This window comes from Rhodobacteraceae bacterium M385 (genome assembly GCA_025141835.1).
In the GTDB taxonomy this organism is placed as follows: domain Bacteria; phylum Pseudomonadota; class Alphaproteobacteria; order Rhodobacterales; family Rhodobacteraceae; genus Gymnodinialimonas.
The window spans coordinates 985685-1011523 of sequence record CP081102.1; the positions used below are offsets into that span (position 1 = coordinate 985685).

Here is a 25839-nt window from a genome sequence, read left to right on the forward strand (position 1 = left end):
ACTATCTAGACACCGCCCCGCGCCCTGTTAGGTTCGCCCCAAGCAACCAGCAGGAGGATACGATGGCGAAACTAGCATTTCTGGGGCTCGGCGTGATGGGCTACCCAATGGCGGCCCACCTGTTGAACGCGGGCCATTCCGTGACCGTCTACAACCGCACCACCGCGAAGGCAGAAAACTGGGCCTCTGACATTGGCGGTGACTTCGCCGCAACGCCCCGTGAAGCCGCCGAGGGCGCGGATTTTGTCATGGCCTGTGTGGGCAACGACGATGACTTGCGCTCGGTCGTGTTGGGCGAGGACGGCGCATTGGCTGGCATGAAAGACGGCGCGATCTTCGTGGATCACACGACCGTTTCGGCGCTGGTCACGCGCGAATTGGCGGAAGTGGCGGCCAAGCAAAACGTCGGTTGGGTCGATGCGCCCGTGTCCGGCGGTCAGGCGGGGGCCGAAAACGGCCAACTCGCCATCATGTGCGGCGGCGCAGAAGACCACTTCTCTGCCGCCAAGCCGGTGATCGCGGCCTATTCCAAAGGCACCGTGCATTTCGGGGACGTGGGCGCGGGGCAACTGACCAAGATGGTTAACCAAGTCTGCATCGCCGGGGCGATCCAAGCCGTGTCCGAAGGGCTCTATATGGCGATGGAGGCGGGGCTTGATGCGAAGAAAGTGGCCGATCTGGTCAGCCAGGGGGCAGGCGGAAGCTGGCAATTGGCAAACCGGGCAGGAACCATGGTGGACAACGAATTCGACCACGGCTTTGCAGTGGACTGGATGCGCAAGGACCTTGGGATCGCGTTGGCTCAAGGCAAGGATATGGGCCTGTCGATGCCTGTAACCGCCCTCGTGGATCAGTTCTACGCAGAGGTGCAGCAGATGGGCGGCGGGCGTTGGGATACATCTTCGCTGATCCAACGGTTCCGCAAGATGAATAGCGAAATCTAGCGTGGGCTACCCCTTAACGGACCTCCCGGCACTTATTGCTGGGGGGTTCGACACCATCATCGACGTGCGCACCCCGGCGGAGTTTGCCGAAGATCACGTCCCCGGCGCGGTTAACATGCCCGTGCTGTCCAACGAAGAACGCGCCGAAGTGGGCACGATCTACGTGCAGGAAAGCCCGTTCAAGGCTCGCAAGATCGGGGCAACACGGGTGGCGCGCAACGCTGCCACAGCGATCGAGACGCACCTTCTGGATAACGAAGGCGGCTGGCGACCGCTGGTGTATTGCTGGCGTGGCGGCCAACGCTCGGGCAGTTTTACCACGATCCTGCAACAAATCGGCTGGCGGGCCCAGGTGCTGGAAGGCGGCTACCAAAGCTGGCGCCGCCATGTTGTCGCGCAACTCTACGACACCACGTTGCCCTTCAAGGTGATCCGGCTCGATGGCTACACCGGCACCGCCAAGACCGCGCTTCTGGGCCGCGTCGCCCGCCTTGGGGGACAAGTGCTGGACCTCGAAGGGCTGGCCAAACATCGCGGCTCCATCCTCGGCGATATCGACGGTGTCCAACCTGCCCAAAAGGGGTTTGAAACGGCCCTTCTCGAAACCCTCTCGGCGCTCGATCCCACCAAACCCCTCCTGATCGAAGCCGAATCTGCCCGCATCGGCACCATCCGCCTGCCACCCGCGCTTTGGAACGCCATGAAGGACAGCCCCCGGATCGAGGTCGAGGCCACTCCCCACCACCGCGCCCGCTTCTTGGCCACGGCGTACAAGGACCTCGCCGCCGACGCGCCGGCACTGACGACGCGCCTCAACCACCTCCGCCCCCTCGCGGGTCATAAAACGGTGGAAAAATGGCTCTCCCTCCTCAATGCCAACCAGACCCAAGCCCTCGCCCATGCCCTGATCTCCGAGCACTACGATCCCGCCTACGCCCGCCTGATCCGCTCCAAAACAGCGCCGCCCATTGCCACCATCGACGCGGGCGATCTCTCTGACCGCGCACTCAACGCCGCCGCCGCGCAAATCGCCCGCCTGCTGACCTGACCCCCTCCTTCATCTTTTCAAAAATATCGCGGGGGTAAGCGCATCCTCGGATGCGCTCAGGGGGCTGGCCCCCTGTCCTGGGTCGTTAACGAAATTGATCTACCATTGATTTACCCCGACCCGTCCCACACGCCCCGCCAACTCTCCCCCAATCCCCCCTTCACACCTCCCGCTCCATCGGCTACCCCACCCCTTAAGTGAACAAAGGGTGAGACCCATGGAAAAGACCTTCAACGCCGCCGAAGCCGAAGCCCGTATCTACGCCACATGGGACGACGCCGGTGCCTTCAAAGCCGGTGCCAACGCCAAGCCGGGGGCCGAGCCCTTCTCCATCATGATCCCGCCGCCCAACGTCACGGGCGTCCTCCACGTGGGTCATGCCTTCAACAACACGCTGCAAGACGTGCTCACCCGCTGGCACCGGATGCGCGGCTTCGACACGCTCTGGCAGCCCGGCACCGACCACGCAGGCATCGCCACCCAGATGGTGGTGGAGCGCGAACTGGCGAAAGAAGGCATCGCCCGTAAAGACCTGTCCCGAGAAGAATTTCTCGCCCACGTATGGGCATGGAAAGCCAAATCCGGCGGCACCATTCGCGAACAACTCAAGCGCCTTGGCGCGTCGTGTGACTGGTCGCGCGAAGCCTTCACCATGTCTGGCGCGCCCGGCGCGCCCGAGGGCGAAGACGGCAATTTCCACGACGCTGTGATCAAGGTTTTCGTGGAGATGTACAACAAGGGCTACATCTACCGCGGTAAACGCCTCGTTAATTGGGACCCCCATTTTGAGACGGCAATCAGTGACTTGGAGGTCGAAAACATCGACCAACCCGGCCACATGTGGCACTTCAAGTACCCCCTCGCGAATGGCGCGACTTACCGATATTTGGAAAAAGGTGAAGATGGGGAGATCCTTGTCGACGAGGAGCGCGATTACATCTCCATCGCCACAACCCGTCCTGAAACCATGCTCGGGGACGGTGCCGTTGCGGTTCATCCCGATGACGAACGCTACAAGGCCATCATCGGCCAGCTGTGCGAAATCCCTGTCGGTCCCAAGGAATACCGCCGCCTGATCCCGATCATCACCGATGAGTATCCCGATCCGACCTTCGGCTCTGGCGCGGTGAAGATCACTGGCGCCCACGACATGAACGACTACGGCGTCGCCAAGCGCAACGACATCCCCTGCTACCGCCTGATGGACACCCGCGCGCACCTGCGCGATGACGGTGCGCCCTACGCCGAAGCTGCTGCCATCGCGCAATCCGTTGCCAACGGCGAGACGGCCCTTGGCGAAATGGAGGTCGATGCCCTTAACCTCGTCCCCGATCACCTGCGCGGACTAGACCGGTTCGAGGCCCGCAAACGTGTGGTTGATGAAATCACCGCAGAGGGCCTCGCCGTCATGTGCGCCGCCGACGACCCCCGCTTGGGCTTGAAACCCAAGAAGAAAAGCGGCGAGGACGCAGAAGCGGAGGAGCCGTCGGAGGTTCCACTGGTCGAAGCCAAACCGATCACCCAGCCTTTCGGCGACCGCTCCAAGGTCATCATCGAACCGATGCTGACCGACCAATGGTTCGTCGACACCGCCAAAATCGTTGAGCCTGCGCTGGACGCCGTCCGCTCTGGCCGCACAAAAATCCTGCCGGAACAGCACCGTAAGGTGTATTTCCACTGGCTGGAAAACATCGAGCCTTGGACGATTTCTCGCCAGTTGTGGTGGGGCCACCAGATCCCGGTTTGGTATGATGAGGACGGCACCCAATATTGCGCCGCCACTGAGGAAGAAGCCGTCGCACAAGCGGACGGCAAGGCGCTAACCCGCGACCCCGACGTCCTCGACACCTGGTTCTCCTCCGGCCTCTGGCCCATCGGCACCCTCGGCTGGCCCGAGCAGACCCCGGAACTCGAAAAATACTTCCCGACCTCCACCCTCGTCAGCGGGTTCGATATCATCTTCTTCTGGGTTGCCCGTATGATGATGATGCAACTGGCCGTTGTGGACGACATCCCCTTCAGGGACGTCTACGTCCACGCGCTGGTGCGCGACGAGAAGGGCCGCAAGATGTCGAAATCCATCGGCAACGTTCTCGACCCGTTGGAGCTGATCGACGAATACGGCGCTGACGCTCTGCGCTTCACGCTGACGGCCATGGCCGCCATGGGGCGCGACTTGAAACTCAGCACCGACCGCATCCAAGGCTACCGCAACTTCGGCACCAAGCTGTGGAACGCTGCGCGGTTTGCCGAGATGAACGAGTGTAAACCCGACGCCTCGTTCGACCCCACGACCCCGACCCAAACCGTGAACAAGTGGATCGTGACCGAAACGGCCAAGGCCCGCATCGCCCATGATGAGGCGCTGGCCAACTACCGTTTCAATGACGCTGCCTCGGGCCTTTACCAGTTCGTCTGGGGCAAGGTCTGCGACTGGTATCTGGAGTTCGCCAAGCCTCTGTTCGCCTCGGGCGACGACGCGGTGATCGCGGAAACCCGCGCCACGATGGCTTGGGTCATCGACCAATGCTTGATCCTTCTGCACCCCACCATGCCCTTCATCACAGAAGAGCTGTGGGGCGAAATTACCGCCCGTGACACCATGTTGGTTCACACGGATTGGCCGACATATGGCGAAGACCTGATCGACGATGCCTCCGAGCGCGAGATGTCCTGGGTCATCAACCTGATCGAGTCCATTCGCTCCGCGCGTCAACAGATGCATGTGCCTGCGGGCCTGAAAGTGCAGCTTTTGCAGAGCGATCTGGATGCCGCGGGCCAGACTGCCTTCACCAACAACGCTGCGATGATCCAACGCCTCGCGCGCCTGTCCGAGGTCACGCCAACCGATGCCTTCCCCAAGGGCACCGTTACCATTGCCGTGGACGGCGGCACCTTCGGCATGCCGATCGCCGATATCATCGACGTGGACGAGGAAAAGGCGCGGCTTGAGAAAACCCTTGGCAAGCTCGCCAAGGAGTTGGGTGGCCTTCGCGGGCGCCTGAATAACCCCAAGTTCGCCCAAAGCGCCCCGGCAGAGGTGGTGGAAGAAACCAAAGCCAACCTCGCCGCCCGGGAAGAGGAAGAAGCCCGCCTGAAGCAGGCCCTCGCCCGATTGGCAGAGGTGGCTTAAGGATCATGATGGCCACACTTCGACTTTGGGGAAGACGCGCCTTTGGCATCTTCCTCTGCGTCGGGTGTTGGCTGATCGCCATGGGGCTGTTCAGTCTGGGGCAGGGGTGGTTTGTCGACACGTTTGGCATTTACGACATAGGCGATTTGCTTTTGCACGCGATTGTGCGGGTTCTGGGGGCAACCGGCGGGGCGATTTTCTTCGTGATTGCCGGCACTTTCGCCCTGTGGCTGTGCCTTGTGGCGGACTTGGAGGGGGAAGGTGACGGGACTGATGGCCCGCGCTCCTGAAGCGTTCGAGGCTTCTCCACAAGAAACCTTGGCCTGTTGGAAAACCTCCATACGGAATACCTCCATTGAGGAAAATCCGGCGTTTGGACCATGATGAGGGCATTGATACCCCTTCACGAATTGGACCCCAAATTATGCGTACCCTGAAAGCTCTCGCTCTTGCTGCCACCGCTGCTCTTTCCCTGACATCCACAACCTCTACGGCCTCTGCCGATGGGTATACCTCCTATAGCAACGGTGGTGCGGTCCAGACTTGGTACGCGCCGGGCACAGGCTATGGCCCCGTTAACGTGAATTACCACGGTCAGGGCAACGGTCACGGTCATGGCAACGGGCACGGCAATGGCTATGGTCAGCAAGGCGGCCACGGTGGCGGATACAACAACGGTCACGGTCCCGATTACTACCGAGTGCATGGCGTCGCGTCCCACGATCATCTGAACGTCCGTCACGGCCCCGGTGTTCGTAACCATGTGGTCTACCACTTGCCCTATAACGCCCGTGCCATTCAGGTCGGCCATTGTGCTCAGATCTCGACCTCTCGTGGGCCAGCGACTTGGTGCACAGTCACGTGGAACGGCCACCAGCGCGGTTGGGTGAACGCCCGCTACCTGGCTGAAGATCACTACTAGAGCCACCCCGACCGTTCCCGGCGCATTCTTTTCGTGCCGCGCCTACGGCAGACCTCTTAAGTGCCGCGCCTACGGCAGACCTCTTAAGTGCCGCGCCTAAGGCACGAGTCTGTCGATGGCGCGCATCATCCCCAAGCTTTTGTCATAGACAAGCGTCAGCACGCGTCGGCCCCCGCCAGCGCGTGCTGCAAGCGTTGGGACAAGGCGCGCGGCCGTTGCGGCGGCGGCGCTGAGCACAAGAAATTCGCGTCGATTTTGTTTCATGGCCGGCACTATGGCCCAACGAACCTCTTGCAGGGCGGGGAAAAATCCGTAATCGCTGACGCCATGACTGATCCTCGCTATACCGCCCTCGTTCAATGCTTGCCTGCCACCGTCCCCTTCGTGGGCCCTGAAACGCAGGAACGCGCTAGGGGCGCATCATTCAAGGCGCGTCTTGGCGCCAACGAGAGCGTTTTTGGCCCGTCGCCCCTTGCGTTGCAGGCCATCTCTCAGGCCGCGTCGGGCGCTTGGATGTATGGCGATCCAGAGGTCCATGGCCTGCGCCATGCCCTTGCGGCGCATCACGGCATAGCACCCGAAAACCTGATCGTGGGGGAAGGGATCGACGGCCTTCTCGGCTACCTTGTGCGGCTTTTCGTGGGGGCGGGCGACGGGGTAGTGACTTCGGATGGGGCCTATCCCACGTTCAACTACCACGTCGCGGGTTTTGGTGGGGTGCTGCACAAAGTGCCCTACAAGGATGACCGTGAAGACCCTGACGCGTTGATCGCGAAGGCCCAAGAGGTAGACGCAAAGCTGATCTATTTCGCCAACCCCGATAATCCTATGGGCACCTGGCATTCTGCCGACGTAATCCAACGGATGATCGACACCCTGCCTGACGGCTGTGTTCTGGCATTGGATGAGGCCTATGCCGACACGGCCCCCGCGGGCGCGATCCCGCCGCTGGATGTGACGCACCCCCGGGTGATCCGTTTCCGTACGTTCTCAAAGGCTTACGGGCTTGCGGGGATGCGCGTGGGTTACGGCATCGCGGCGGCGGATTTCATCACGTCCTTCGCCAAGATCCGCAACCATTTCGGCATGGGAAGGGTGGCGCAAGAGGCCGCTTTGGCGGCGCTGGAAGATCAGGCGTATCTGCAAACCACAGTCGAGCAGATCGCCGCCGCCCGTGACAAGATCAGCGATATCGCGCGGGCCAATGGCCTGACGCCGCTACCGTCCGCCACCAATTTCGTGACGATTGATTGCGGCAAAGACGGAGACTATGCGCGTGCCGTCGTGGCGGCGCTTATCGCCCAAGGCGTGTTCGTGCGGATGCCGTTTGTGGCCCCGCAAGATCGCTGCATCCGGGTGTCTTGTGCTCCGGATGACGCGCTAGCGATCTTTGCGGAGGCATTGCCGAAGGCGCTTTAGGCGGCCTCGGCGATCACCTTCATCGCGGCTTCCAGACCGGTGGGGCCGTGGGGGATTTGCAGCGCGGTCATGCCTGCTTGCAGGCCCGCCAAGACGCCCAAGACCATCTGCGCATTCACATGGCCCATGTGGCCGATCCGCAGATAATCCTCGGGCGTATCCACATTGTCCAACGGGATGCCAAGGGTAACGCCATAGGACTTTTCCATCCATTCCCGTAGCTTAAGCCCGTTTCCGGGGCCGAAGTTCACCAGCGTCACCGCGTGAGAGCGTTTCTCATGCTCGGTAATATTGGCCCTCACAGGGCCCGCTTGGCCCCAAACTTCCAGCGCCGCCCAAATCGCTTCGGCCAGCACTTTGTGACGGTTCCAGACGGCCTCGATCCCTTCCTCGTGGACGATCATGTCCAGCGCGGTGCGCAGCCCGTAAAGGTGGTGGGTCGGAGCCGTGCCAAGAAAGTATTCGTAGAAATAATCAGGCTCGATCCGGCCGCGCCAATCCCAATAGGGCGTGACGAGATTGGCCGTTTCACGCGCCGCGTCGGCGCGGTCGTTGAAATAGAGGAAAGCCATGCCGGGCGGTGTCATCAGCCCTTTCTGAGAGGCCGCGATCATCACGTCCACGCCCCAGTCATCCATGTGGAACTCATCGCAGCCGAGGCTCGCGATGTTGTCACACAGTACCAGCGCGGGGTGGCCCGCCGTGTCCAACACCTCGCGTAGGCCCAACACGTCGTTCTTGACTGAGGTAGAGGTATCGACCTGCGTGACGAGAATGCCCTTGATCCGGTGATCGGGATCGTCCGCCAAGACGCTTGCCACAGTGGGCAGGTCGACATCCGTGTCATCGCCGAAGTTTACCACCTGCGTTTCGATGCCCAATTTCCGGGCCATGTCGCCCCACCCGGTGCCAAAGCGCCCCGTACCAAGGACCAGAATCCGATCCCCGCGAGAGAAGGTGTTTACCAAAGCTGCTTCCCAAACCCCGTGGCCGTTGCAGATATACATGGCAACGTTGTGCTTGGTCTTTGCTACGGCCTTCAGGTCAGGCACGATGGTGGCGACCATATCGGGCAGTTGGCCCGTGTAAATGTTAGGCGCGGCGCGATGCATTGCTTGCAAAACGCGGTCAGGCATGACCGAAGGACCGGGGATGGCAAGGTAGTGGCGGCCGTTGGCAAGCGTCATGGAAAGCTCCGGTTTTCTGATGGTGAGAAAGGCGTATCCCGCGCCCTTAGGTCGGTCAATGTTGCGTAGCAGCCGCGCGATGATTAGCTGTGATATCAGATATCAACGGAGGCGAATATGATCGGTGAGCGGGCAGAAGATCGTACAGTTTTGCGGCTGTCGGGGAAGGATGCCCATGGCTTCCTCAAGGGCCTCGTGACCCGTGATGCGGGCGAGGGATTGGCCTATTCGGCGCTGCTGACACCGCAGGGTAAATATCTGGCGGATTTCTTTTTGCTGGATCGGGGCGATGACCTGTTGCTGGATGTGAAAACTGATATCGCGGCATCGGTTGCGCAACGTCTGTCGATGTATCGCCTTCGTGCTGATGTGACGATCAAGGAAACCGGGCTATCGGTTTCGCGCGGCCTTGGGGATGCGCCCGAGGGCACCTTTGCGGACCCGCGCGACCCGGCCCTTGGCTGGCGCGGGTATGGGCTGGAGGGTGGCGATCCGAGCATAAATTGGGACGCGATCCGCGTCGCCGCTTGCGTGCCGGAAACGGGGATCGAGTTGGTGCCCAACGACACCTATATCCTGGAGGCCGGCTTTGACCGTCTGGCGGGCGTGGACCACCGCAAGGGCTGCTATGTCGGCCAAGAGGTAACGGCCCGCATGAAGCACAAGACGGAGCTGAAGAAGGGTTTCGTCACGGTGGATGTGGAAGGTTCCGCCCCAGTCGGGACCGAGATTTTGGTTGGGGAAAAACCCGCCGGAACGCTTTACACTCAAGCGGGCGGAAAGGGCATCGCCTACCTTCGGTTTGACCGGGCCAAGGGGGAAATGGCGGCGGGTGAGGCGCGGGTTACATGGCCGGGCGGGCCTGTGGATAATTAGGGAGAGATGCGGCGTTTGTGAGTGTATTCGCCTAAATTAATAGCCCTGCCGCCCCCTCATGTCGCAAAAGCCATACTTTTGTATCCACACCCCCTGGCGCAGAAAACCCGCCAAGGCCCTTGGCCGACAAGATACGATGGCAAGGGATCAGGATCGGAATGTGGTTGCCGCCACAGGCCTGACCCACGGCTTGCGGGGGCAGACCCACCTCTTTTGCGATGTCGCCGTATTCTCGGGTTTCGCCAAGGGGAATAGCCAGCATCGCCTCCAACACGCGGCCCGTGGCATCGGTGCGTCCGTGGCGGATTGGCACTGTAAAACGATCCAGCTTGCCGTCGAAATAGGCACGCAACTCCGCGGCGGCTTCTTGCAACAGCGGGGTCTCGGCTGACCTGTCCACATGGCCCCAGCCCGCGCCGATAATGGCGCTGTCATCGGCCTCGATCCAGGTCGGCCCAATGGGAGTATCTAGGGAAATGCGGTTGCTCATGGGGCGATCCTGAGGCGGGGCGGCGCAGCGATCAACCCGGAACCTGTGCAATGTGCTCCGCCGCCGGGGCGGCGAAGCACTGTGTGCGACGTGCGATTAGCCGATTTTGTCTTGGGTCTTGGTGGCGAAATCCTCGGCAGAGTGGCGTTCCCACAACTGCTCGGACGGATCACCGGAGGTCTTGTTCACCATCCGCCCGCGCGCGGCGCCGGGGCGGGCGGCAATGCGTTCAGCCCATGCAAGCAGATGCTTGTATTCGTGCACGGAAAGGAATTCTCCGGCGTCATAAGACTCGCCCATGACGGTGCGTCCGTACCACGGCCAGATTGCCATGTCGGCGATGGTGTATTCGCCGCCGACCATCCATTCGTTCTTTTCCAGATGCTTATCCAACACGTCCAGCTGACGCTTGGTTTCCATCGCGTAGCGGTTGATCGGATATTCCATCGGGTAGGGCGCATAGGCGTAGAAATGGCCGAAGCCACCGCCAAGGAAGGGCGCGCTGCCCATCTGCCACATCAGCCAAGACAGCAACTCGGCGCGGGCGGATTTTGGGCCTTGGAAGGCATCGAACTTCTCGGCCAGATGCATCATGATCGCGACGCTTTCGAACACGCGCACGGGCGTGTCGCCGGAACGGTCCCACATGGCAGGGATTTTGCTGTTGGGGTTAGCCTCCACAAATCCGCTGCCGAATTGGTCACCGTCGCCGATGCGGATCAACCAAGCGTCATATTCCGCCTCGCTGAAGCCTGCTTCCAGCAGTTCCTCAAACAGTACCGTAACCTTCACACCATTGGGCGTGCCAAGGGAGTAGAGCTGGAACGGATGTTCCCCCACGGGCAATTCCTTGTCGTGGGTCGCGCCCGAGATGGGGCGGTTCAACGACGCCCAAGCGCCGCCGTTCTCGGCGTCCCATGTCCAAACTTTCGGGGGGGTGTACTTTTCTTGGTCGCTCATGATGCGTCTCCTCGTGTCAGGTTGCCCTGAACGTAGGTCGCCAAAGCGGAAGGGGCCAGCGGATTCCCCCGCTGGCCCCCCGATCTCAGTTCAAAGCGTCGTTACAACGGCCGCAAACGCCTTCGTGGGCGTGCTGGCCTACGTCCGGCAGGATCTTCCAGCAGCGTTGACATTTCTCGCCTTCGGCCTTGGCAAAATCGACCGAGACACCGTCCACTTCCGGCAGCGTGAACGCGCCGCCAGTGCCTTCTTGCAACACCACGTCCGAGGTGATGGCGATATCGTCGAAGGGTACGCTTTGCAGCGCGGTCAAGACATCGGCATCGGCCACGTGGACTGTGGGTGCGGCCTCGAGCGAGGCACCGATGACCTTGTCGCGGCGCTGGATTTCCAAAGCGGCAGTCACGACCCGGCGGGCGCTGCGGACCTTTGCCCACTTCGCCGCCAATTCCGCGTCGGCCCATGCGGCAGGCGTTTCGGGGATGTCGGTGAGGTGGATCGAGCTATCGTCGCCGGGGAAGCGTTCCAGCCAGACTTCTTCCATCGTGAACACCAAGATCGGCGCGAGCCATGTGGTGAGGCGATGGAACAGGATATCCAACACGGTGCGTGCCGCGCGGCGGCGATCGGTGTCGCCATCGCAGTAAAGCGCGTCCTTGCGGATATCAAAGTAGAAGGCCGACAGGTCCGTTGTGGCGAAGGTAAAGACCGCCTGGAACACGCCTTGGAAGTCGAACTTGGCGTAGCCGTCGCGCACGACCGCGTCCAGTTCGGTCAGGCGATGCAGAACCCACCGCTCCAGCTCGGGCATATCGGCTGGCTCGACCCTGTCGGCCTCGGTGAAATCAGCGAGAGAGCCCAACATGAAGCGCATCGTGTTGCGCAAACGGCGGTAGCTATCGGCCGTGCCTTTCAGGATTTCCTGCCCGATCCGCTGGTCGGCGGTGTAGTCGGTTTGGGCCACCCAGAGGCGCAAGATATCCGCGCCGTATTGCTTGATGATTTCCTCGGGCACGATGGTGTTGCCGATGGATTTGGACATCTTCATGCCCTTCTGATCCAGCGTAAACCCGTGGGTCACCACGTTGCGATAGGGCGCGTGGCCTTGGGTGCCGATCGATTGCAGAAGCGAGGAATGGAACCAACCGCGATGCTGGTCGGTGCCTTCCATGTAGACATCGGCAATGCCGTCCTCGGTCCCGTCTTCACGGTCACGAAGCACGAAGGCATGGGTGGAGCCGGAGTCAAACCAAACATCAAGAATATCAAACACCTGATCGTAGGCTTCGGGGTCCACATCGCTGCCCAGGAAACGCTCTTTCGCGCCAGGTTTGTACCAGGCGTCCGCGCCCTCGGTCTCGAAGGCTTCCAGCACACGGGCATTCACAGCCTCGTTGCGCAGCAGGTAGTCCGGGTCCGTGGGCAGAGCGCCTTTCTTGGTGAAACACGTCAGCGGAACGCCCCATGCGCGTTGGCGCGACAGAACCCAATCGGGGCGGGCCTCCATCATGGAATGCAGGCGGTTGCGGCCTGATTTGGGCGTCCATTCCACCTTGTCGATTTCCTGCAAGGCCCGGCCACGGATGGTGAATTCATCGTCCCCGATGGCCATTGCCTTGTCGATGGCAGCGAACCACTGGGGCGTGTTGCGGTAGATGATTGGGGCCTTGGACCGCCACGAGTGCGGGTAGCTGTGCTTGATCTTGCCACGTGCGAGAAGCCCGCCGACCTCGACCAGTTTGTCGATGACCGCTTTGTTGGCGGTGCCTTCGCCGCCCTTGCGCGACAGGATGAAGTGACCGCCAAAGAAGGGCAGATCGGGCCGGAAGCTGCCGTCATCCAGCACGTTGTAGGTGATGACCTGTTCCAACATGCCCAGATCACGATAAAGCTCGTATTCCTCCATCCCGTGGGACGGGGCGCAATGGACGAAGCCTGTGCCTTCCTCGTCGCTAACGAAATCGCCGTGGCGGAAGTCGCGCGGATCATCCCATTCGCCGTCCGAGCCTTCGGCTCCGGCAAGGGGGTGGGAAAGCGATGCGCCTTCCAGTTCCGAAGTTTCCACATCACGGACGCGGGTCCACTGGCCCTCTTCCAGACGGGCGCGGCCCAGAACATCGGCGGCCATCTTGTCGGCCAGAATGAAGCGATCGCCCTTGGCGGCCCAACATTCCTCGGGCGCGTCGGTAACTTCATAGAGGCCGTAGGCCACGTCGTTGCCAAACACGACCGCCTTGTTGGACGGGATCGTCCATGGGGTCGTGGTCCAGATCACCACAAAGGCGTCGTTCAGGTCCGTCGCGGCCCCCTGCACCTTGAACTTCACCCAGATCGTGAAACTGTCCTTATCGTGGTATTCCACCTCGGCCTCGGCCAGTGCGGTCTGCTCGATCGGGGACCACATCACGGGCTTGGAGCCTTGGTACAGCGTCCCGTTCATCAGGAACTTCTGGAACTCCTCGGCGATGATCCGTTCGGCGCGGAAGTCCATTGTCAGGTAGGGTTTATCCCACGTTCCTGTCACGCCAAGGCGTTTGAATTCCTCGCGCTGGATGTCCACCCAACCGGCGGCGAAGTCGCGGCATTCCTGACGGAATTCGACGATATCAACATCGTCCTTGTTGCGGCCCTTCTTGCGGTACTGCTCTTCGATCTTCCATTCGATCGGAAGGCCGTGGCAATCCCATCCGGGGATGTAGCGCGCGTCGCGGCCCATCATCTGGTGGCTACGGACGATGATATCTTTGATCGTCTTGTTGAGCGCGTGGCCGATGTGCAAGTGGCCGTTGGCGTAGGGCGGGCCATCGTGCAGCGTGAAGGGCGCGCGCGCGGCATCGGTGCCTTTGGCCGCGGCGGCCTTGTCGCGCAGGCGGTCATAGACGCCGATTTTTTCCCAACGGGCCAGCCAGTCGGGTTCACGCTTGGGCAATCCCGCGCGCATGGGGAAATCGGTTTTGGGCAGGTTCAATGTGGCTTTGTAGTCCACGGGTTCAGCGGCGCACATGTCGGGCGCTCCTCATATTCAAATGTCTGGTGTGGGTGTAGCAGGGCGACGCAGAGGCTCAAGCCCCAATGCAACGCGAAAATCCCGGCGTCTCTGGATCAGAGCGCCGGGGTGCTAATTCGAATGAATATGCCGAATTGCCGTGCCATGGGGGGCGTATAACGCCCCGGCCCGGTAAGGTCAAAGGGCTGTTAGCAAGGCCCGCCGATGATGCCGAGGCCCATCAGCACCAGCAAGATGCCCAACATTGACGCCCCGCCCGAGGCCAAAAGGTTCACCATCCGCGTGTCCGTCAGGCGCAGCGCAGCGAATTCGCCCAGGCCGCCCACGATCACGGCCAATGCGCCGAAGATTAGTTTGCCGTAGTCTATGAACTCACAGGTCGAGACACCGTTGACAGACGACGAACTGGTCATTTGGAAACTGAGCACGCCGCCCGCAATAACGAGACCAATGGCGAGTTTTGAAAGGGTGGTCAGGTCTGAAATCTTCACGACAGAAATCCTTAATTTGAAGTGTGCAATCTAAACATAGCACGGATTTTGTCTGCAATGCGGGAAACCCTGTAGGGGGACTCCGGGTCGCATAGGCGGCGCCGGGGGGTGGGGTAAGGTGCGCCCTATGAGGATGAATATAGGTATTGCAGGGGCCGGGATCGGCGGGTTGGCCGCAGCGGCGCTTTTGGCGGGCGATGGTCACGAGGTCACGGTTTTCGACCAGTTCGAGGCGCCCCGCCCGGTGGGATCTGGCTTGGTGATCCAGCCCGTCGGCATGGATGTGCTTCGTGCCTGCGGTGCCGCGCCAGAGGCCACCACCCGCGGCACCCTGATTAAGCATATGTACGGGGATGAGGCGGACAGTGGAAAGGTCGTCTTGTCCGTGGGCTATGGCAAAACGCCCGAGCGTCAGGGTCTCGGTATCCATCGCGCCGCTCTGTTCGGGGCGCTTTACCGGGCGGCGCAAAAGGAGGGGGCGCGGATCGTGCCCTCTAGCACCGTGTCCGGGCGCGACGGACAAAGCCTTGTGGTGAATGGCCAGCAAAGCGGCCCGTTTGATCTGATCGTTGATGCCCTTGGCGCGGGGTCTGCCCTTTCGCCGCTGTCTGCCCGCGCCCTGCCTTACGGCGCGGTTTGGGCCACGGTCCCTTGGCCGAAAGACGCGCCTTTTGCGCAAAGCCGCCTGACGCAACGCTATCGCAAGGCGAACCGGATGCTTGGCATCTTGCCGGTAGGGTCCATGGCGGATGCGCCAGAGACGCAACTGGCCGCGATCTTCTATTCCCTGCCAGTGTCAGAGATTGACGCTCACTTCGCGCGTCCCTTCGCCGGTTGGCGCGCCGAGGCGACGCAACTTTGGCCCGACTTCGCGGCCTTCCTGCCCGATGATCTGACTCACGCAGATTTCACTCCGGCCCGCTATACCCACGGTGCCCTGCGCCGCCCTTATGCCGAGGGGCTGGTTCATATCGGAGATGCCGCCCACCGTGCCTCTCCGCAATTGGGGCAGGGCGCGAATATGGCGCTACTGGATGCCCAAGCCCTCCAACTTGCGCTGCGAGGAGCGCCCGTCGGGCGCGAGGAGGCGCTGCGATCCTACGCCCAAGCGCGCAAATATCATGTGAAGCTCTACCAAGCCTTCTCAGCCGCCTTTACGCCTCAATATCAATCCGACAGCACCGCACTGCCCCTTTTGCGCGATCACGTTTTAGCGCCCCTTAGCCAGACATGGCCGTTGCCGCTGGTTCTGACACGGCTTGTCTGCGGTGATATCATCCCGCCCATGCCGGCGCTTACACCGCGCCCTCGCGACTAAGGCGACGTTCGCGAAACACGATGTAAAGCCCCGAGGCGATGGTGACAGCGATGCCACAGGCCGCCAATCCGTTGGGCAGGTCCCGGAACATCAAGAAGCCCACCAGCGTTGCCACGGGGATCTCCAGATATTGCATTGGGGCAAGCGTGGCCGAGGGCGCATAGCGCAGTGACCACGACATGAGCAAATGGCCGATGGACCCGAAAATCCCCAAGGCGACCAACAGCCAGACTTCCCCGCCGACTGGCAACGTAACGCCCACCAATGGCGCAACTTCGGCTACCGGAAAGAACAGGAAAGGCACCACCAAAGGCAGCGCCACGATACCCGAGGCCCCCTGTAGCGCTAGGGGATCAATCTCCCTCGCCACTGCGCGCGTGACCAACATGAAAAACGCAAAGCAAAACGCGACGCCCACGGGCAGCAACGCCCCCCATCCGACGGCGACGAAACTCGGTTGCACCACCATTAACGTGCCGATGAACCCCACCGCGCAGGCCCACAGGCGTCGCGGCCCCACTTCTTCGTTCAAGAAGAACCGTCCAAGGATCAACATCAGAAACGGCATCACAAAGGCAATCGCCACCGCATCGGCCAAGGGCAGGACCCTCAGCGCCGAGAACATCAGCACCAGGCCGCCGATCTGCAAACAGGCCCGCAACAGCGTCAGCCCCGCGATTCTGCGTGACGGGAACAAAGCCGCCCCGGCCATCCGTACCAACGGCACAAACAAAAGCGTCTGCGTTGCGAAGCGCACGACGACCAGTTGCATCAGGGGGAAATCATCCCCCAATACCTTCGCAAGGGCGTCTGAAAAGGGGATGACCACGCAAAACCCCAGCATCAATAGAATGCCGAGTAACGGGCGATCTTCATTGTTTGTGGAAGCAGCCATGGCCCTCCATGACACGGTGCGGGGCGCTTGTCATCAACTCGCCATGCGTGGCTGCGGACTTATCCCTCGCCTCGGTTCAGCAAACCCGTAAGCGCGCGGCGGATCAGGCCCGTCACGCTTGGCCGCCGACCCTCTCCGAATGGCAGTGGGCGGCAGACTTCCATCGCCGCAAGGCCCACCCTTGCGGTCAATGCGCCGTTCACGACGCCCTCGCCGAAGCGCCTCGACAGCTTCGACAGGACCGAGCCGCCCAAGGCCGACCCCAACAGATCATCGCCAATGGCCACGGCCCCCGTGGCCACCAGATGCGTCATCACCGCCCGCGTCAGTCGCCACGACCCAAGGGTGCCCGCGCGCCCTCCGTAGACCTCTGCAATCCGTCTGATCATCCGCAAATTCGCCGTCAGCGCCACGATCACATCCGCCAAGGCCAAGGGCACAAGGGCCGTCACCGTCGCCACTTGTCGGGCGGCCGCCTCGATCTCAGCGCTGGCCGCGCGGTCCAACGGTGTCATCACCTCTGCTTCCGCCAAAGCAAATAAGGACGCCGCATCAAACAATTCCTCCCGCTGCCGTTCCAACGCATCGCGCCCGAGCCGCAACTCAGGCCGCCCCGCATAGAGGCCAGAGATCTGCCCCACCACGCGCCTTGCCCCGGCCAAATCCCCCTCCGCCAAGGCCGCTTCCGCAGCCCGGTGCACCCGGTCCAATCGCCCAAGTCTAGAGAACGCCGCCAATTCCCGCAGCGCCACCAACACCAACGCCAGCAATACAGCGCCGACTAAGCCCAAAGCGATCCACCCCAGAACGGGGTTTTCCGCCAGCAACCCTGTCACGAAATTCCATGCCGCTAACGACGCCAGAAAGCCGACCAGCCCCAGAAGCGCCGACCAGAAAAAACGCGCCAATCTTGACGCTCGCTTCGCCCCTAAGGTCGCCACGACCTGCATCGCGCGCCCATCGGCCACGCCGCCCGCGTCAGGCACTGGCTCCGCCACTTCTGGCCCGGCTTGCGGTGCCTCATCCAACTCGATCAGCACGGGGCCCTTACGCTCGCTCATCGCGGAGGCTCCCTAATTCACCTTGGCTATACAACTCCGGGGTTTGCGCCTCCCTCGGAGGCGCATAAGGGGCAGAGCCCCTGTCAACAGTGCCACTCATCGCAACTTATCCCCGATCAAAAACTCCGCCGCCCGGTCCAGCCGAATATGGGGCGGGCCTTCTCCGGCGCGCAACGACAGGGGCGCTGGGGCAAAATGCATAACGCCGAAATCCCCGTCCAACCAAGTCTCTGCCCCATCCCGGGCCGGGGCCAGCAAAGCGTTCGGATCAGCGGGCAAGTCGCCCGGATGCAGCGCCGCCTGCCGTCCGCTGTCCAACAAAGCGCCCCGCACCACGCCCAAATCCTCGCCATTTACGCGCCGCATCTCTTCCACCGTGGCGCGCAGCGAGGCGATGGCCATCGCCCCCGTACCCGCGCCCGAGAAATCCGCCTGCCGTCGCGCGTCGGCGACCAGCGCCTCCATTATCGCCTGCAACCGCCCATGTTGTTCATGGTGCAAATGGTCCGCCTTGGTGGCCGCAAACAGGATCTTGTCGATCCGCTTGCCAAGGATCGAGGTCAAAAACGTGTTCCGACCGGGGCGAAAGCTTCCCAGAATACCTGTTAGCGCTTGCCTCAGGTCCTCCACCGCGCGGGGGCCATTATGAATGGCACCCAAGGCGTCTACCAACACAACCTGCCGGTCGAGCCGTGCGAAATGAGACCGGAAGAATGGCTTCACTACCTGCGATTTATAGGCCTCAAACCGCCGGGCGAATTCGCGGGCCAAGCTGCCGCGCGGCGTGGCCCCCTCTGGCAAGGGCGCAAAGGTTAACGCGGGCGAGCCTTCCAGATCACCGGGCAGCAGGAACCGCCCCGGCGTGCAATCGCTGTAGCCCGCGTCGCGGGCGGCGTTCAGATAGCGCGTCCAGTCGCGGGCCAACTCGCTTGCCACGGCCTCGTCCAACGGCTCGCTTGGGTCCACAGCGTCGAGCCGTGCGATGAAGCGCGCGCCCTCATTGCGCACGCGGGCCTTGGCCAGGGCCTCAGCCGACCAGGTGGCGTAGGATTGCTCCAGCAGACCAAGGTCCAGCAACCATTCGCCGGGGTAATCCACGATATCCAGATGCACCGTGCGCGGCCCCGATAGGCCCGACAGCAATCCCTTGGGGCGCACCCGCAACGACACACGCAATTCCGACACCGACCTTGTGCTATCGGGCCAAAAGGGCGTCGTCCCCGTCATCGCGGCAAGGTGGCTTTCAAACTCGAACCTTGGCACCGTGTCGTCGGGTTGCGGTTGCAGGTATACCGCCTCGATCCGCCCCGAGGACGCGGCCTCCAGCCCGGCCATGCGGCCCCGATCCAACAGGTTGGCAACCAAAGAGGTGATGAATACCGTCTTGCCTGACCGCGCCAATCCGGTGACGCCGAGGCGGATTACCGGTTCAAAAAACGTCTCCGACACCGTGTCCGACACGGTCTCGATGCCCCGGCCAAGGGTGTCTGCGATGGCTCCGATGACCAAGGGGGGCGTCCTCTCTGCTTCGTGATCGCCTAAAGATAGTCATTCGCACCAAAGGTTTCGAGGGCCAATGGACGGGGAAGCTGACATGGGATAGCCCCGTAACATGCCTCGTTATGCTTTAAAGATCGAATATAATGGTCAGCCCTTTGTCGGCTGGCAACGCCAGACGGACCTGCCATCGGTGCAGGGCACGATCGAGGCCGCCTTGGCGCGGCTGGAAAAGGACGTGCCCACCATCGCCACGGCCGGACGCACCGACACGGGCGTTCATGCGGTGGGGCAGGTGGCCCACGCCGATATGCAGCGCAATTGGACACCGTTCCGGCTGGCTGAGGCGTTGAACCATCACCTCCGGCCCCATCCCGTTGCAATCACCGCCTGTGCGCAAGTGACCGAGGATTTTCACGCCCGCTTTTCAGCCCAATGGCGCAGCTACACCTACCGCCTGATCTCTCGCCGGGCACCGCTCATCCATGATGCGGGCCTTGCTTGGGGCGTGCGCGGCAAGTTGGACGTGGCGGCGATGGCGGAAGGGGCCAAGCACCTTCTGGGGCAACACGATTTCACCACCTTCCGCGCCACCCAATGTCAGGCAAATTCTCCGATCAAGACGCTGGATGAGGTCCGGCTGGAGGAGATTAAATTACCTGCGGGCCAGGAGATCCGCTTTCACCTGAAAGCGCGATCTTTTTTGCACAATCAGGTCCGCTCTATCGTTGGCTCGCTAGAGCATGTGGGCTCTGGCGCGTGGGAGCCCGATAACATCCGCCGTGCCTTGGCGGCCTGTGACCGGGCTGAATGCGGCACCGTCGCCCCGCCACATGGGCTGTATATGACCGGGGTGGGCTACCCTGATGATCCGTTCGCGGAAGGGTGGAAAGAGGCATGACGCCGATGGTCCCGATCGTCAAAGAACTGGTGTTCGTGGGCGGGGGCCATACCCACGCATTAGTCCTACGCAAATGGGGCATGAACCCGGTCCCCGGCGTGCGGGTTACGTTGATTAATCCCGGCGCGACGGCGCCCTATTCCGGCATGTTGCCGGGGCATTTGGCGGGGCATTACGCCCGCGAAGACCTTGATATTGATCTGGTGCGGCTGGCACGGTTTGCCAATGCTCGGCTTTTGGTGGACCGCGCCGTGGCGATTGATCCGGCGGCCAAGCTGGTGCGCTTGGCCTCGGGGCGGGCGGTGGCTTATGACATCATGTCGCTGGACGTGGGGATCACCTCGGAAATGCCCAAGCTGCCGGGGTTCTCGGAACATGGCGTAGCGGCGAAACCCCTGGGTCGGTTTGCGGACCTTTGGGCGCAGGTCTGTGGCGAAGAGGGCCCGATTAAGATCGCGGTGATTGGCGGCGGTGTCGCGGGATGCGAGGTTGCCATGGCCGCCGTCCACCGGATGCGGTCCTTGGGCCGCGAGGCGAGTGTCAGCGTGATTGACCGGGGCGAGGTTCTTTCCCGCGTTGCATCCTCGGCCCGTGCCAAGCTGTTGGCGGGTTTGCACGACCACGGGGTTACGCTGATCGAGGGGGCAAATGTCGCCCGCGTCACCGCAGATGCTGTGGCGCTGGAGGACGGGCGTCGCGTCGCGTCAGACCTGACCATCGGCGCCGCCGGGGCCACGCCGCAGGCTTGGGTGGCGGAAAGCGGTCTGCCCTGCCGCGATGGCTTTCTGGAGGTCGACAAATATCTGCGCTCGCCCGCTGATCCGTCGATTTACGGCGCCGGGGATTGCGTGCATCTGGTCCATGACCCGCGCCCCAAGGCGGGCGTCTATGCCGTGCGGGCAGCGCCGATCCTTACCCATAACATTCGGGCTGATCTGCTGGGGCAGCGGGCCAAGCCTTTCCACCCGCAGAAGGATTTCCTGAAGCTGGTGTCGTTGGGCGACAGGGTCGCCGTGGCCGAGAAATCCGGGATCTCACTGGCGGGGAGGGCGCTTTGGACCCTCAAGAACCGCATCGACCAAGCGTTCATGGACAAGTTCCGCCACCTGCCGGATATGCCCCAGCCGCAAGCCCCCAAAGGTGCTGCCCTAGGTGTCGCGACAGAGATGGAGGGGCCTGTGCCCTGCGGCGGTTGCGGGGCGAAGCTGGCCTCTGGCGCGTTAAAGGGTGTCTTGGCGCAAACCACTGGGGCCGCCCGCGACGATGTGGAGGCCGTGCCGGGCGACGATGCTGCGGTTTTGAAAATGGGGGCGGCCCGTCAAGTTATCAGCACCGACCACCTGCGCGGATTCGCGCTGGACCCCGCCTTGGTGGCCCGGGCCGCTGCTGTCCATGCCTTGGGCGATATCTGGGCCATGGGAGCCACCCCGCAGGCGGCCCTTGCGCAAGTGATCTTGCCTCAGGTGGCGGCGCGCTTGCAGGGGCAATGGCTGGACGAGGTGATGCACGCCGCCGCCGAGGTCTTCGCCGCAGAAGGCGCGGCGGTTGTGGGCGGCCATTCCTCTGCCGGGGCAGAGCTGACGGTTGGGTTCTCTGTCACCGGGTTGCTGGATGGCCCCGCGATCACCCTCAAGGGCGCTCAGGTGGGGGATGCTTTGATACTTACTAAACCCATCGGCACAGGCGTTATTCTGGCGGCAGAGATGCAAACCAAAGCCAACGGAGAGGACGTTTTGACCTGCTGGCAGGCAATGGCGACGTCTTCTGGAGCCGTGGCCAAGGCGCTGGCCCCGATTGCCCACGCGATGACCGATGTGACCGGGTTTGGCCTTGCTGGTCACCTGAGCAACATTTGCCAAGCTTCTGGCGTGGGGGCGGAAATCACGCTTGAAGCCGTGCCGCTACTGGCCGGGGCCGAGGCGCTGGCCCGCAGTGGCATCCGGTCAAGCCTTTGGGCGCAGAACCGGGCCTCGGTCGTGGTCGCGGCCCCAGAGACCCCGCGTGCCGATCTGATGTTTGACCCCCAAACCGCAGGCGGCCTTTTGGCGGCGATCCCCCCTGAACTGGTCGAGACGATCCAGGATGCCAAACGCATCGGGACGGTGACACAAACGCCGGGCCTGTCCTTCCGGTAAAGACTTACTGGACACCACAGCCTCCGCGTCTAGTGTCTGCACAAATCACCCTTTTGAAAGGCGCGCCAGATGTCGAAATTCGGTTCCAGCCAGTCTGTCACTCGATTTGAAGATACCCGTTTCCTGACCGGGGCAGGCGGCTATGTGGACGATATCGCCCCGAAAGACGCGCTATTCGCCTATGTCTTTCGGTCCCCTATGGCCCACGGTGTCATCACCGATTTGGATGTCTCGGACGCGCTGACAGCGGAGGGCGTCTATGCGGTCATCACGGCGGCTGATCTGAAGGCCGAAGGTATCGCCAACGCGATGCGCTTTTACCGGACGGATAACCGCGATGGCACCAAGGGCAACGCCGCGCCGCGCCCGATGCTTGCCGAAGGACATGTGCGGTTTGTGGGTGAGCCGGTGGCCTTTGTGGTGGCCGAAACCTTGCAACAGGCCAAGGACGCGGCAGAGCTGATCGTCTTTGATGTGGATGATTTGCCGGTGAAGCTGGACATCGCCCCCGGCGGGCCCGTTCTGCATGAAAGCGCCCCTGATAACGTCGTCTACGATTTCGGCTTGGGGGACGAAGACGCCACGCAAGCCGCATTGGCCGAGGCCGCCCATGTGGTGACCTATACCAGCTACGATAACCGTGTGATCGTAAACGCGATGGAGCCGCGCGGGTGTTTTGCTGAACTGGACGGCGACCGCCTGCATTTGTCGGTGAACGGGCAGGGCGTTTGGGGGATCAAGAAAGACCTCGCCAAATTGTTCAACATCGATGCCGAGCAGATCCGCGTGACCAACCCCGATGTGGGCGGCGGTTTCGGGATGAAGGCGATGGTCTACCCCGAGAACCTTTTGGTGCCTCTTGCCGCCAAAAAACTGGGCCGCCCGGTACGCTGGATGGCGGAGCGCACGGAATCCATGCTGTCCGACAACGCCGGCCGGGACCTGAGCGTGACGTGCACCTTGGGTTTTGACTCCGATCACAAGATCACCGCCTACAAGGTCGATAGTCTGTCGAGCATGGGGGCCTATAACTCAGAATTTGGGCAGGGCATTCAGGCCGATCTTTTCGCCAAAGTGCTATGTGGCCCCTACGACATCCAGACCACCGCGTTCCGCAACCGCGGGATTTTCACCAACACCACCCAAGTCGATGCCTATCGCGGCGCGGGCCGCCCCGAGGCGATTTATGCGCTAGAACGGGCCATGGATCATGCGGCCCGGGAACTGGGCGTGGACCCACTGGAGCTGCGCCGCAAGAACTTCATCAAGCCCGACGCCTTTCCCTACACCTCCGCCACCGGAGAGCTTTATGACGTGGGCGAGTTTGACCGCGTGCTAACGCGTGCCGTGGAAGAGGCGGACGTGGCTGGTTTCGCTGCCCGCCGCGCCGCATCCGAGGCAAAAGGGCGTCTGCGTGGCCTTGGGATTGGGTTCTACATTGAAAGTATCCTCGGCTCGCCAGACGAAACCGCCACGGTCGAACTGACGGAAACAGGGGCGACGCTTTACGTCGGCACCCAGTCCAACGGGCAGGGCCATGAAACGGTCTACCGTCAAATCCTGCACGACCAGACCGGCCTGCCCCTCGATCAGATCGAGGTCGTGCAAGGCGACAGTGACCGGATCGCCACGGGCGGCGGCACTGGCGGCTCACGCTCGGTCACAACTCAAGGAACGGCGATGCGGGCCACGGCAGATGTGCTAATCTCGGGCCTCGTTGGTTTTCTGGAGGATGATATGGACGCCCGCGACATCAGCTTTGACGCGGAAGAAGGCGTATTCCGCGCCCCCGGCTCCAACGTGGTGGTCACCTTGCTGGAGGCCGCCGCACGGGCCAAGGCGGCAGGACGAGCGGATTTGGCGAAAGCGTCCGAGACGACGACCTTACCGGGGCGGTCCTACCCCAACGGCTGCCACATCGCCGAGGTCGAGATTGACCGCGCCACCGGAGAAACCCGCGTGGAACGCTACAGCGTTGTCGATGACTTCGGCGTGTTGATGAACCCGATGCTGGCCGAGGGCCAAGTGCATGGCGGCGTGGCCCAAGGCATCGGTCAGGCGATTATGGAACACACCGTGTTTGACGATGAAGGCCAGCTTCTGACCGCTACCTTCATGGATTACGGCATGCCCCGTGCGGATGATTTGCCGATGATCGAGTTCCGCAACGAGGTCGTCCCTTCCACCGCCAACATCCTTGGCATGAAGGGCTGCGGAGAGGCCGGAACCGTCGGCGCATTGGGCGCGGTAGCCAACGCCGTGCAAGACGCCTTGTGGCCCCTTGGCATAGAGCAGGTGGACATGCCCTTCACCCCGTTGAGGGTCTGGGAGATGCTGCAAAACGCCCCGACAGAGGCTTCTATTGCTGGGACTTAAGACCATATGGGCGTGGCTGAAGGGCTTTAGGCAAGAGCCTGCGCCCGATGCCTCGCCCCGTGTGCCCTGCACCCATGTGGTGCTGCTTGACGGGACGATGTCCTCTCTCACGCCGGGGTCCGAGACCAACATTGGGCTAACCTATCGGCTTTTGAAGGACACACCGGGAGATCAGGCTAAAGACCCGCGCCTGAACATCTATTATGAACCCGGTATCCAATGGCGCGGCATCCTGCACGCTCATGAGGTGATGGCAGGTATCGGCATCAACCGCCAAATCCGCCGCGCGTATGTCTGGCTGGCAAAGTCCTACCAACCGGGAGACCGGGTGTTTTTGATGGGGTATTCGCGCGGTGCCTATGCGGTGCGATCCTTGGGCGGGCTGATCGACAAAATGGGGTTGCTCCGCTCGGACTCGGCGACGGAAAGTCGTGTTGAGGCGCTGTATGACCTGTACCGCAACGACCCTGCCAGCGCGCAGGCCAACGCGATGCGGGCCGAGTATTGCCGGTCTGACGATGTGCCGATCAGCTTTTTGGGTGTCTATGATACAGTGCGCGCCTTGGGCATGCGCTATCCATTGGTGTGGCGGTTTTTGCCGTTGCCGCACCCCTTTCATACTCATACTCTGGGTGAGCATGTCAAGGTCGCGCGGCAAGCCTTGGCGATGGACGAAACGCGGGTCGCTTACCGCCCGATCCTTTGGGATACGGACCGCGCCGTGGCAGGGCAGGACGTGGCGCAAGTTTGGTTCAAGGGCTCTCACGGGGATATCGGGGGGCAGTTGAACGGCAACGACGCCGCTCGGCCTAGGGCTAATCTGTCATTGGTTTGGATGTTGGAAGAAGCCGAAGCCACGGGTCTGCCTCTGCCGCCCGATTGGAGAGAGCGCTTTCCCACAGATGAATTTGCCGCGTCGGTGGGAAATTTCTCAGGTTTTGGGAAGTTGTTCTGGGAACGGCGGCGGCGGATGATCGGGGCGGATGCCTCGGAATCGCTGCACCCCAGTGCGCAGGCTTGGGCCGATGATCTGGGTATCAAGTTAGAGGCCCCCAGAGACCAAGCCGCGTCGGGTTGAGCGCCCTTCGGGCCTCGCTTGCGCTTTGCTTCGCAAATCGCCCCGTGCCTTCGGCGTAAGTGGGCTGATGCGCCTTCGGCGCGTTTTTGCAAGGCCGCCTT

General features: G+C 62.1%; 20 protein-coding genes. 12 read left to right on the forward strand and 8 right to left on the reverse strand.

Going from position 1 to position 25839, the window contains the following annotated elements:
- Positions 1-62 precede the first annotated feature (62 nt).
- From K3728_04835 to K3728_04860, 6 genes are all read left to right on the forward strand, one after another.
- Complete coding sequence (locus K3728_04835) at positions 63-944, forward strand: NAD(P)-dependent oxidoreductase (protein ID UWQ96562.1); 882 nt, start codon at positions 63-65, stop codon at positions 942-944.
- A 1-nt stretch (position 945) separates the two neighbouring features.
- On the forward strand, positions 946-1992 hold the full coding sequence (mnmH, locus tag K3728_04840) for a tRNA 2-selenouridine(34) synthase MnmH (protein UWQ96563.1): 1047 nt from the start codon (positions 946-948) through the stop codon (positions 1990-1992).
- Between the two features lie 217 nt (positions 1993-2209).
- The gene (locus K3728_04845; GenBank protein UWQ96564.1) at positions 2210-5125 is read left to right on the forward strand and encodes a valine--tRNA ligase; all 2916 of its coding nucleotides are present in this window, start codon (positions 2210-2212) and stop codon (positions 5123-5125) included.
- Between the two features lie 5 nt (positions 5126-5130).
- A complete protein-coding gene (locus tag K3728_04850; protein ID UWQ96565.1) occupies positions 5131-5415 on the forward strand; it encodes a hypothetical protein in 285 nt (94 codons plus the stop codon).
- Between the two features lie 134 nt (positions 5416-5549).
- Positions 5550-6047, forward strand: coding sequence for a hypothetical protein (locus K3728_04855; protein UWQ96566.1), 498 nt, complete (start codon positions 5550-5552; stop codon positions 6045-6047).
- 327 nt (positions 6048-6374) lie between these two features.
- On the forward strand, positions 6375-7466 hold the full coding sequence (locus K3728_04860; protein UWQ96567.1) for a pyridoxal phosphate-dependent aminotransferase: 1092 nt from the start codon (positions 6375-6377) through the stop codon (positions 7464-7466).
- Here the strand turns inward: K3728_04860 and K3728_04865 are convergent.
- The gene (locus K3728_04865) at positions 7463-8653 is read right to left on the reverse strand and encodes an aminotransferase class V-fold PLP-dependent enzyme (protein ID UWQ96568.1); all 1191 of its coding nucleotides are present in this window, start codon (positions 8651-8653) and stop codon (positions 7463-7465) included. The genes K3728_04860 and K3728_04865 overlap by 4 nt on opposite strands.
- Before the next feature lie 117 nt (positions 8654-8770).
- Between K3728_04865 and K3728_04870 the strand changes: the two genes are divergently transcribed.
- Complete coding sequence (locus tag K3728_04870) at positions 8771-9529, forward strand: folate-binding protein (GenBank protein ID UWQ96569.1); 759 nt, start codon at positions 8771-8773, stop codon at positions 9527-9529.
- Between the two features lie 31 nt (positions 9530-9560).
- On the opposite strand, the gene K3728_04875 is transcribed toward K3728_04870, so the two are convergent.
- The 4 genes from K3728_04875 to K3728_04890 form a co-directional block, all read right to left on the reverse strand.
- On the reverse strand, positions 9561-10019 hold the full coding sequence (locus K3728_04875; GenBank protein UWQ96570.1) for a methylated-DNA--[protein]-cysteine S-methyltransferase: 459 nt from the start codon (positions 10017-10019) through the stop codon (positions 9561-9563).
- A 96-nt stretch (positions 10020-10115) separates the two neighbouring features.
- Positions 10116-10979 carry a glutathione-dependent disulfide-bond oxidoreductase gene (yghU, locus tag K3728_04880; GenBank protein ID UWQ96571.1) on the reverse strand — a complete coding sequence of 288 codons (864 nt, stop codon included), beginning with the start codon at positions 10977-10979 and terminating at the stop codon, positions 10116-10118.
- An 85-nt stretch (positions 10980-11064) separates the two neighbouring features.
- Entirely contained in the window at positions 11065-13983 is a 2919-nt protein-coding gene (ileS, locus tag K3728_04885) for an isoleucine--tRNA ligase (GenBank protein UWQ96572.1), read from the reverse strand.
- A 191-nt stretch (positions 13984-14174) separates the two neighbouring features.
- Positions 14175-14477 carry a hypothetical protein gene (locus K3728_04890; GenBank protein ID UWQ96573.1) on the reverse strand — a complete coding sequence of 101 codons (303 nt, stop codon included), beginning with the start codon at positions 14475-14477 and terminating at the stop codon, positions 14175-14177.
- Positions 14478-14604: 127 nt separating this feature from the next.
- On the opposite strand from K3728_04890, the gene K3728_04895 reads away from it, so the two are divergent.
- The gene (locus K3728_04895; GenBank protein ID UWQ96574.1) at positions 14605-15795 is read left to right on the forward strand and encodes an FAD-dependent monooxygenase; all 1191 of its coding nucleotides are present in this window, start codon (positions 14605-14607) and stop codon (positions 15793-15795) included.
- On the opposite strand, the gene K3728_04900 is transcribed toward K3728_04895, so the two are convergent.
- The 3 genes from K3728_04900 to K3728_04910 form a co-directional block, all read right to left on the reverse strand.
- Complete coding sequence (locus tag K3728_04900; GenBank protein ID UWQ96575.1) at positions 15773-16690, reverse strand: DMT family transporter; 918 nt, start codon at positions 16688-16690, stop codon at positions 15773-15775. The genes K3728_04895 and K3728_04900 overlap by 23 nt on opposite strands.
- Before the next feature lie 59 nt (positions 16691-16749).
- Positions 16750-17751 (reverse strand): YcjF family protein, encoded by a 1002-nt coding sequence (locus K3728_04905; GenBank protein ID UWQ96576.1) that lies wholly within the window; start codon positions 17749-17751, stop codon positions 16750-16752.
- Between the two features lie 96 nt (positions 17752-17847).
- A complete protein-coding gene (locus tag K3728_04910) occupies positions 17848-19260 on the reverse strand; it encodes a YcjX family protein (GenBank protein ID UWQ96577.1) in 1413 nt (470 codons plus the stop codon).
- Positions 19261-19363: 103 nt separating this feature from the next.
- On the opposite strand from K3728_04910, the gene truA reads away from it, so the two are divergent.
- The 4 genes from truA (at position 19364) to K3728_04930 (ending at position 25738) form a co-directional block, all read left to right on the forward strand.
- Positions 19364-20149: a tRNA pseudouridine(38-40) synthase TruA gene (gene truA, locus K3728_04915; protein ID UWQ96578.1), complete on the forward strand. Its 786-nt coding sequence runs from the start codon at positions 19364-19366 to the stop codon at positions 20147-20149.
- Positions 20146-22284: a selenide, water dikinase SelD gene (selD, locus tag K3728_04920; protein UWQ96579.1), complete on the forward strand. Its 2139-nt coding sequence runs from the start codon at positions 20146-20148 to the stop codon at positions 22282-22284. Before truA ends, selD begins: the two co-directional genes overlap by 4 nt.
- A 69-nt stretch (positions 22285-22353) precedes the next feature.
- Entirely contained in the window at positions 22354-24660 is a 2307-nt protein-coding gene (locus tag K3728_04925) for a xanthine dehydrogenase family protein molybdopterin-binding subunit (protein UWQ96580.1), read from the forward strand.
- A gap of 97 nt (positions 24661-24757) precedes the next feature.
- The gene (locus K3728_04930; GenBank protein ID UWQ97453.1) at positions 24758-25738 is read left to right on the forward strand and encodes a DUF2235 domain-containing protein; all 981 of its coding nucleotides are present in this window, start codon (positions 24758-24760) and stop codon (positions 25736-25738) included.
- The last annotated feature ends 101 nt before the right edge of the window (positions 25739-25839 follow it).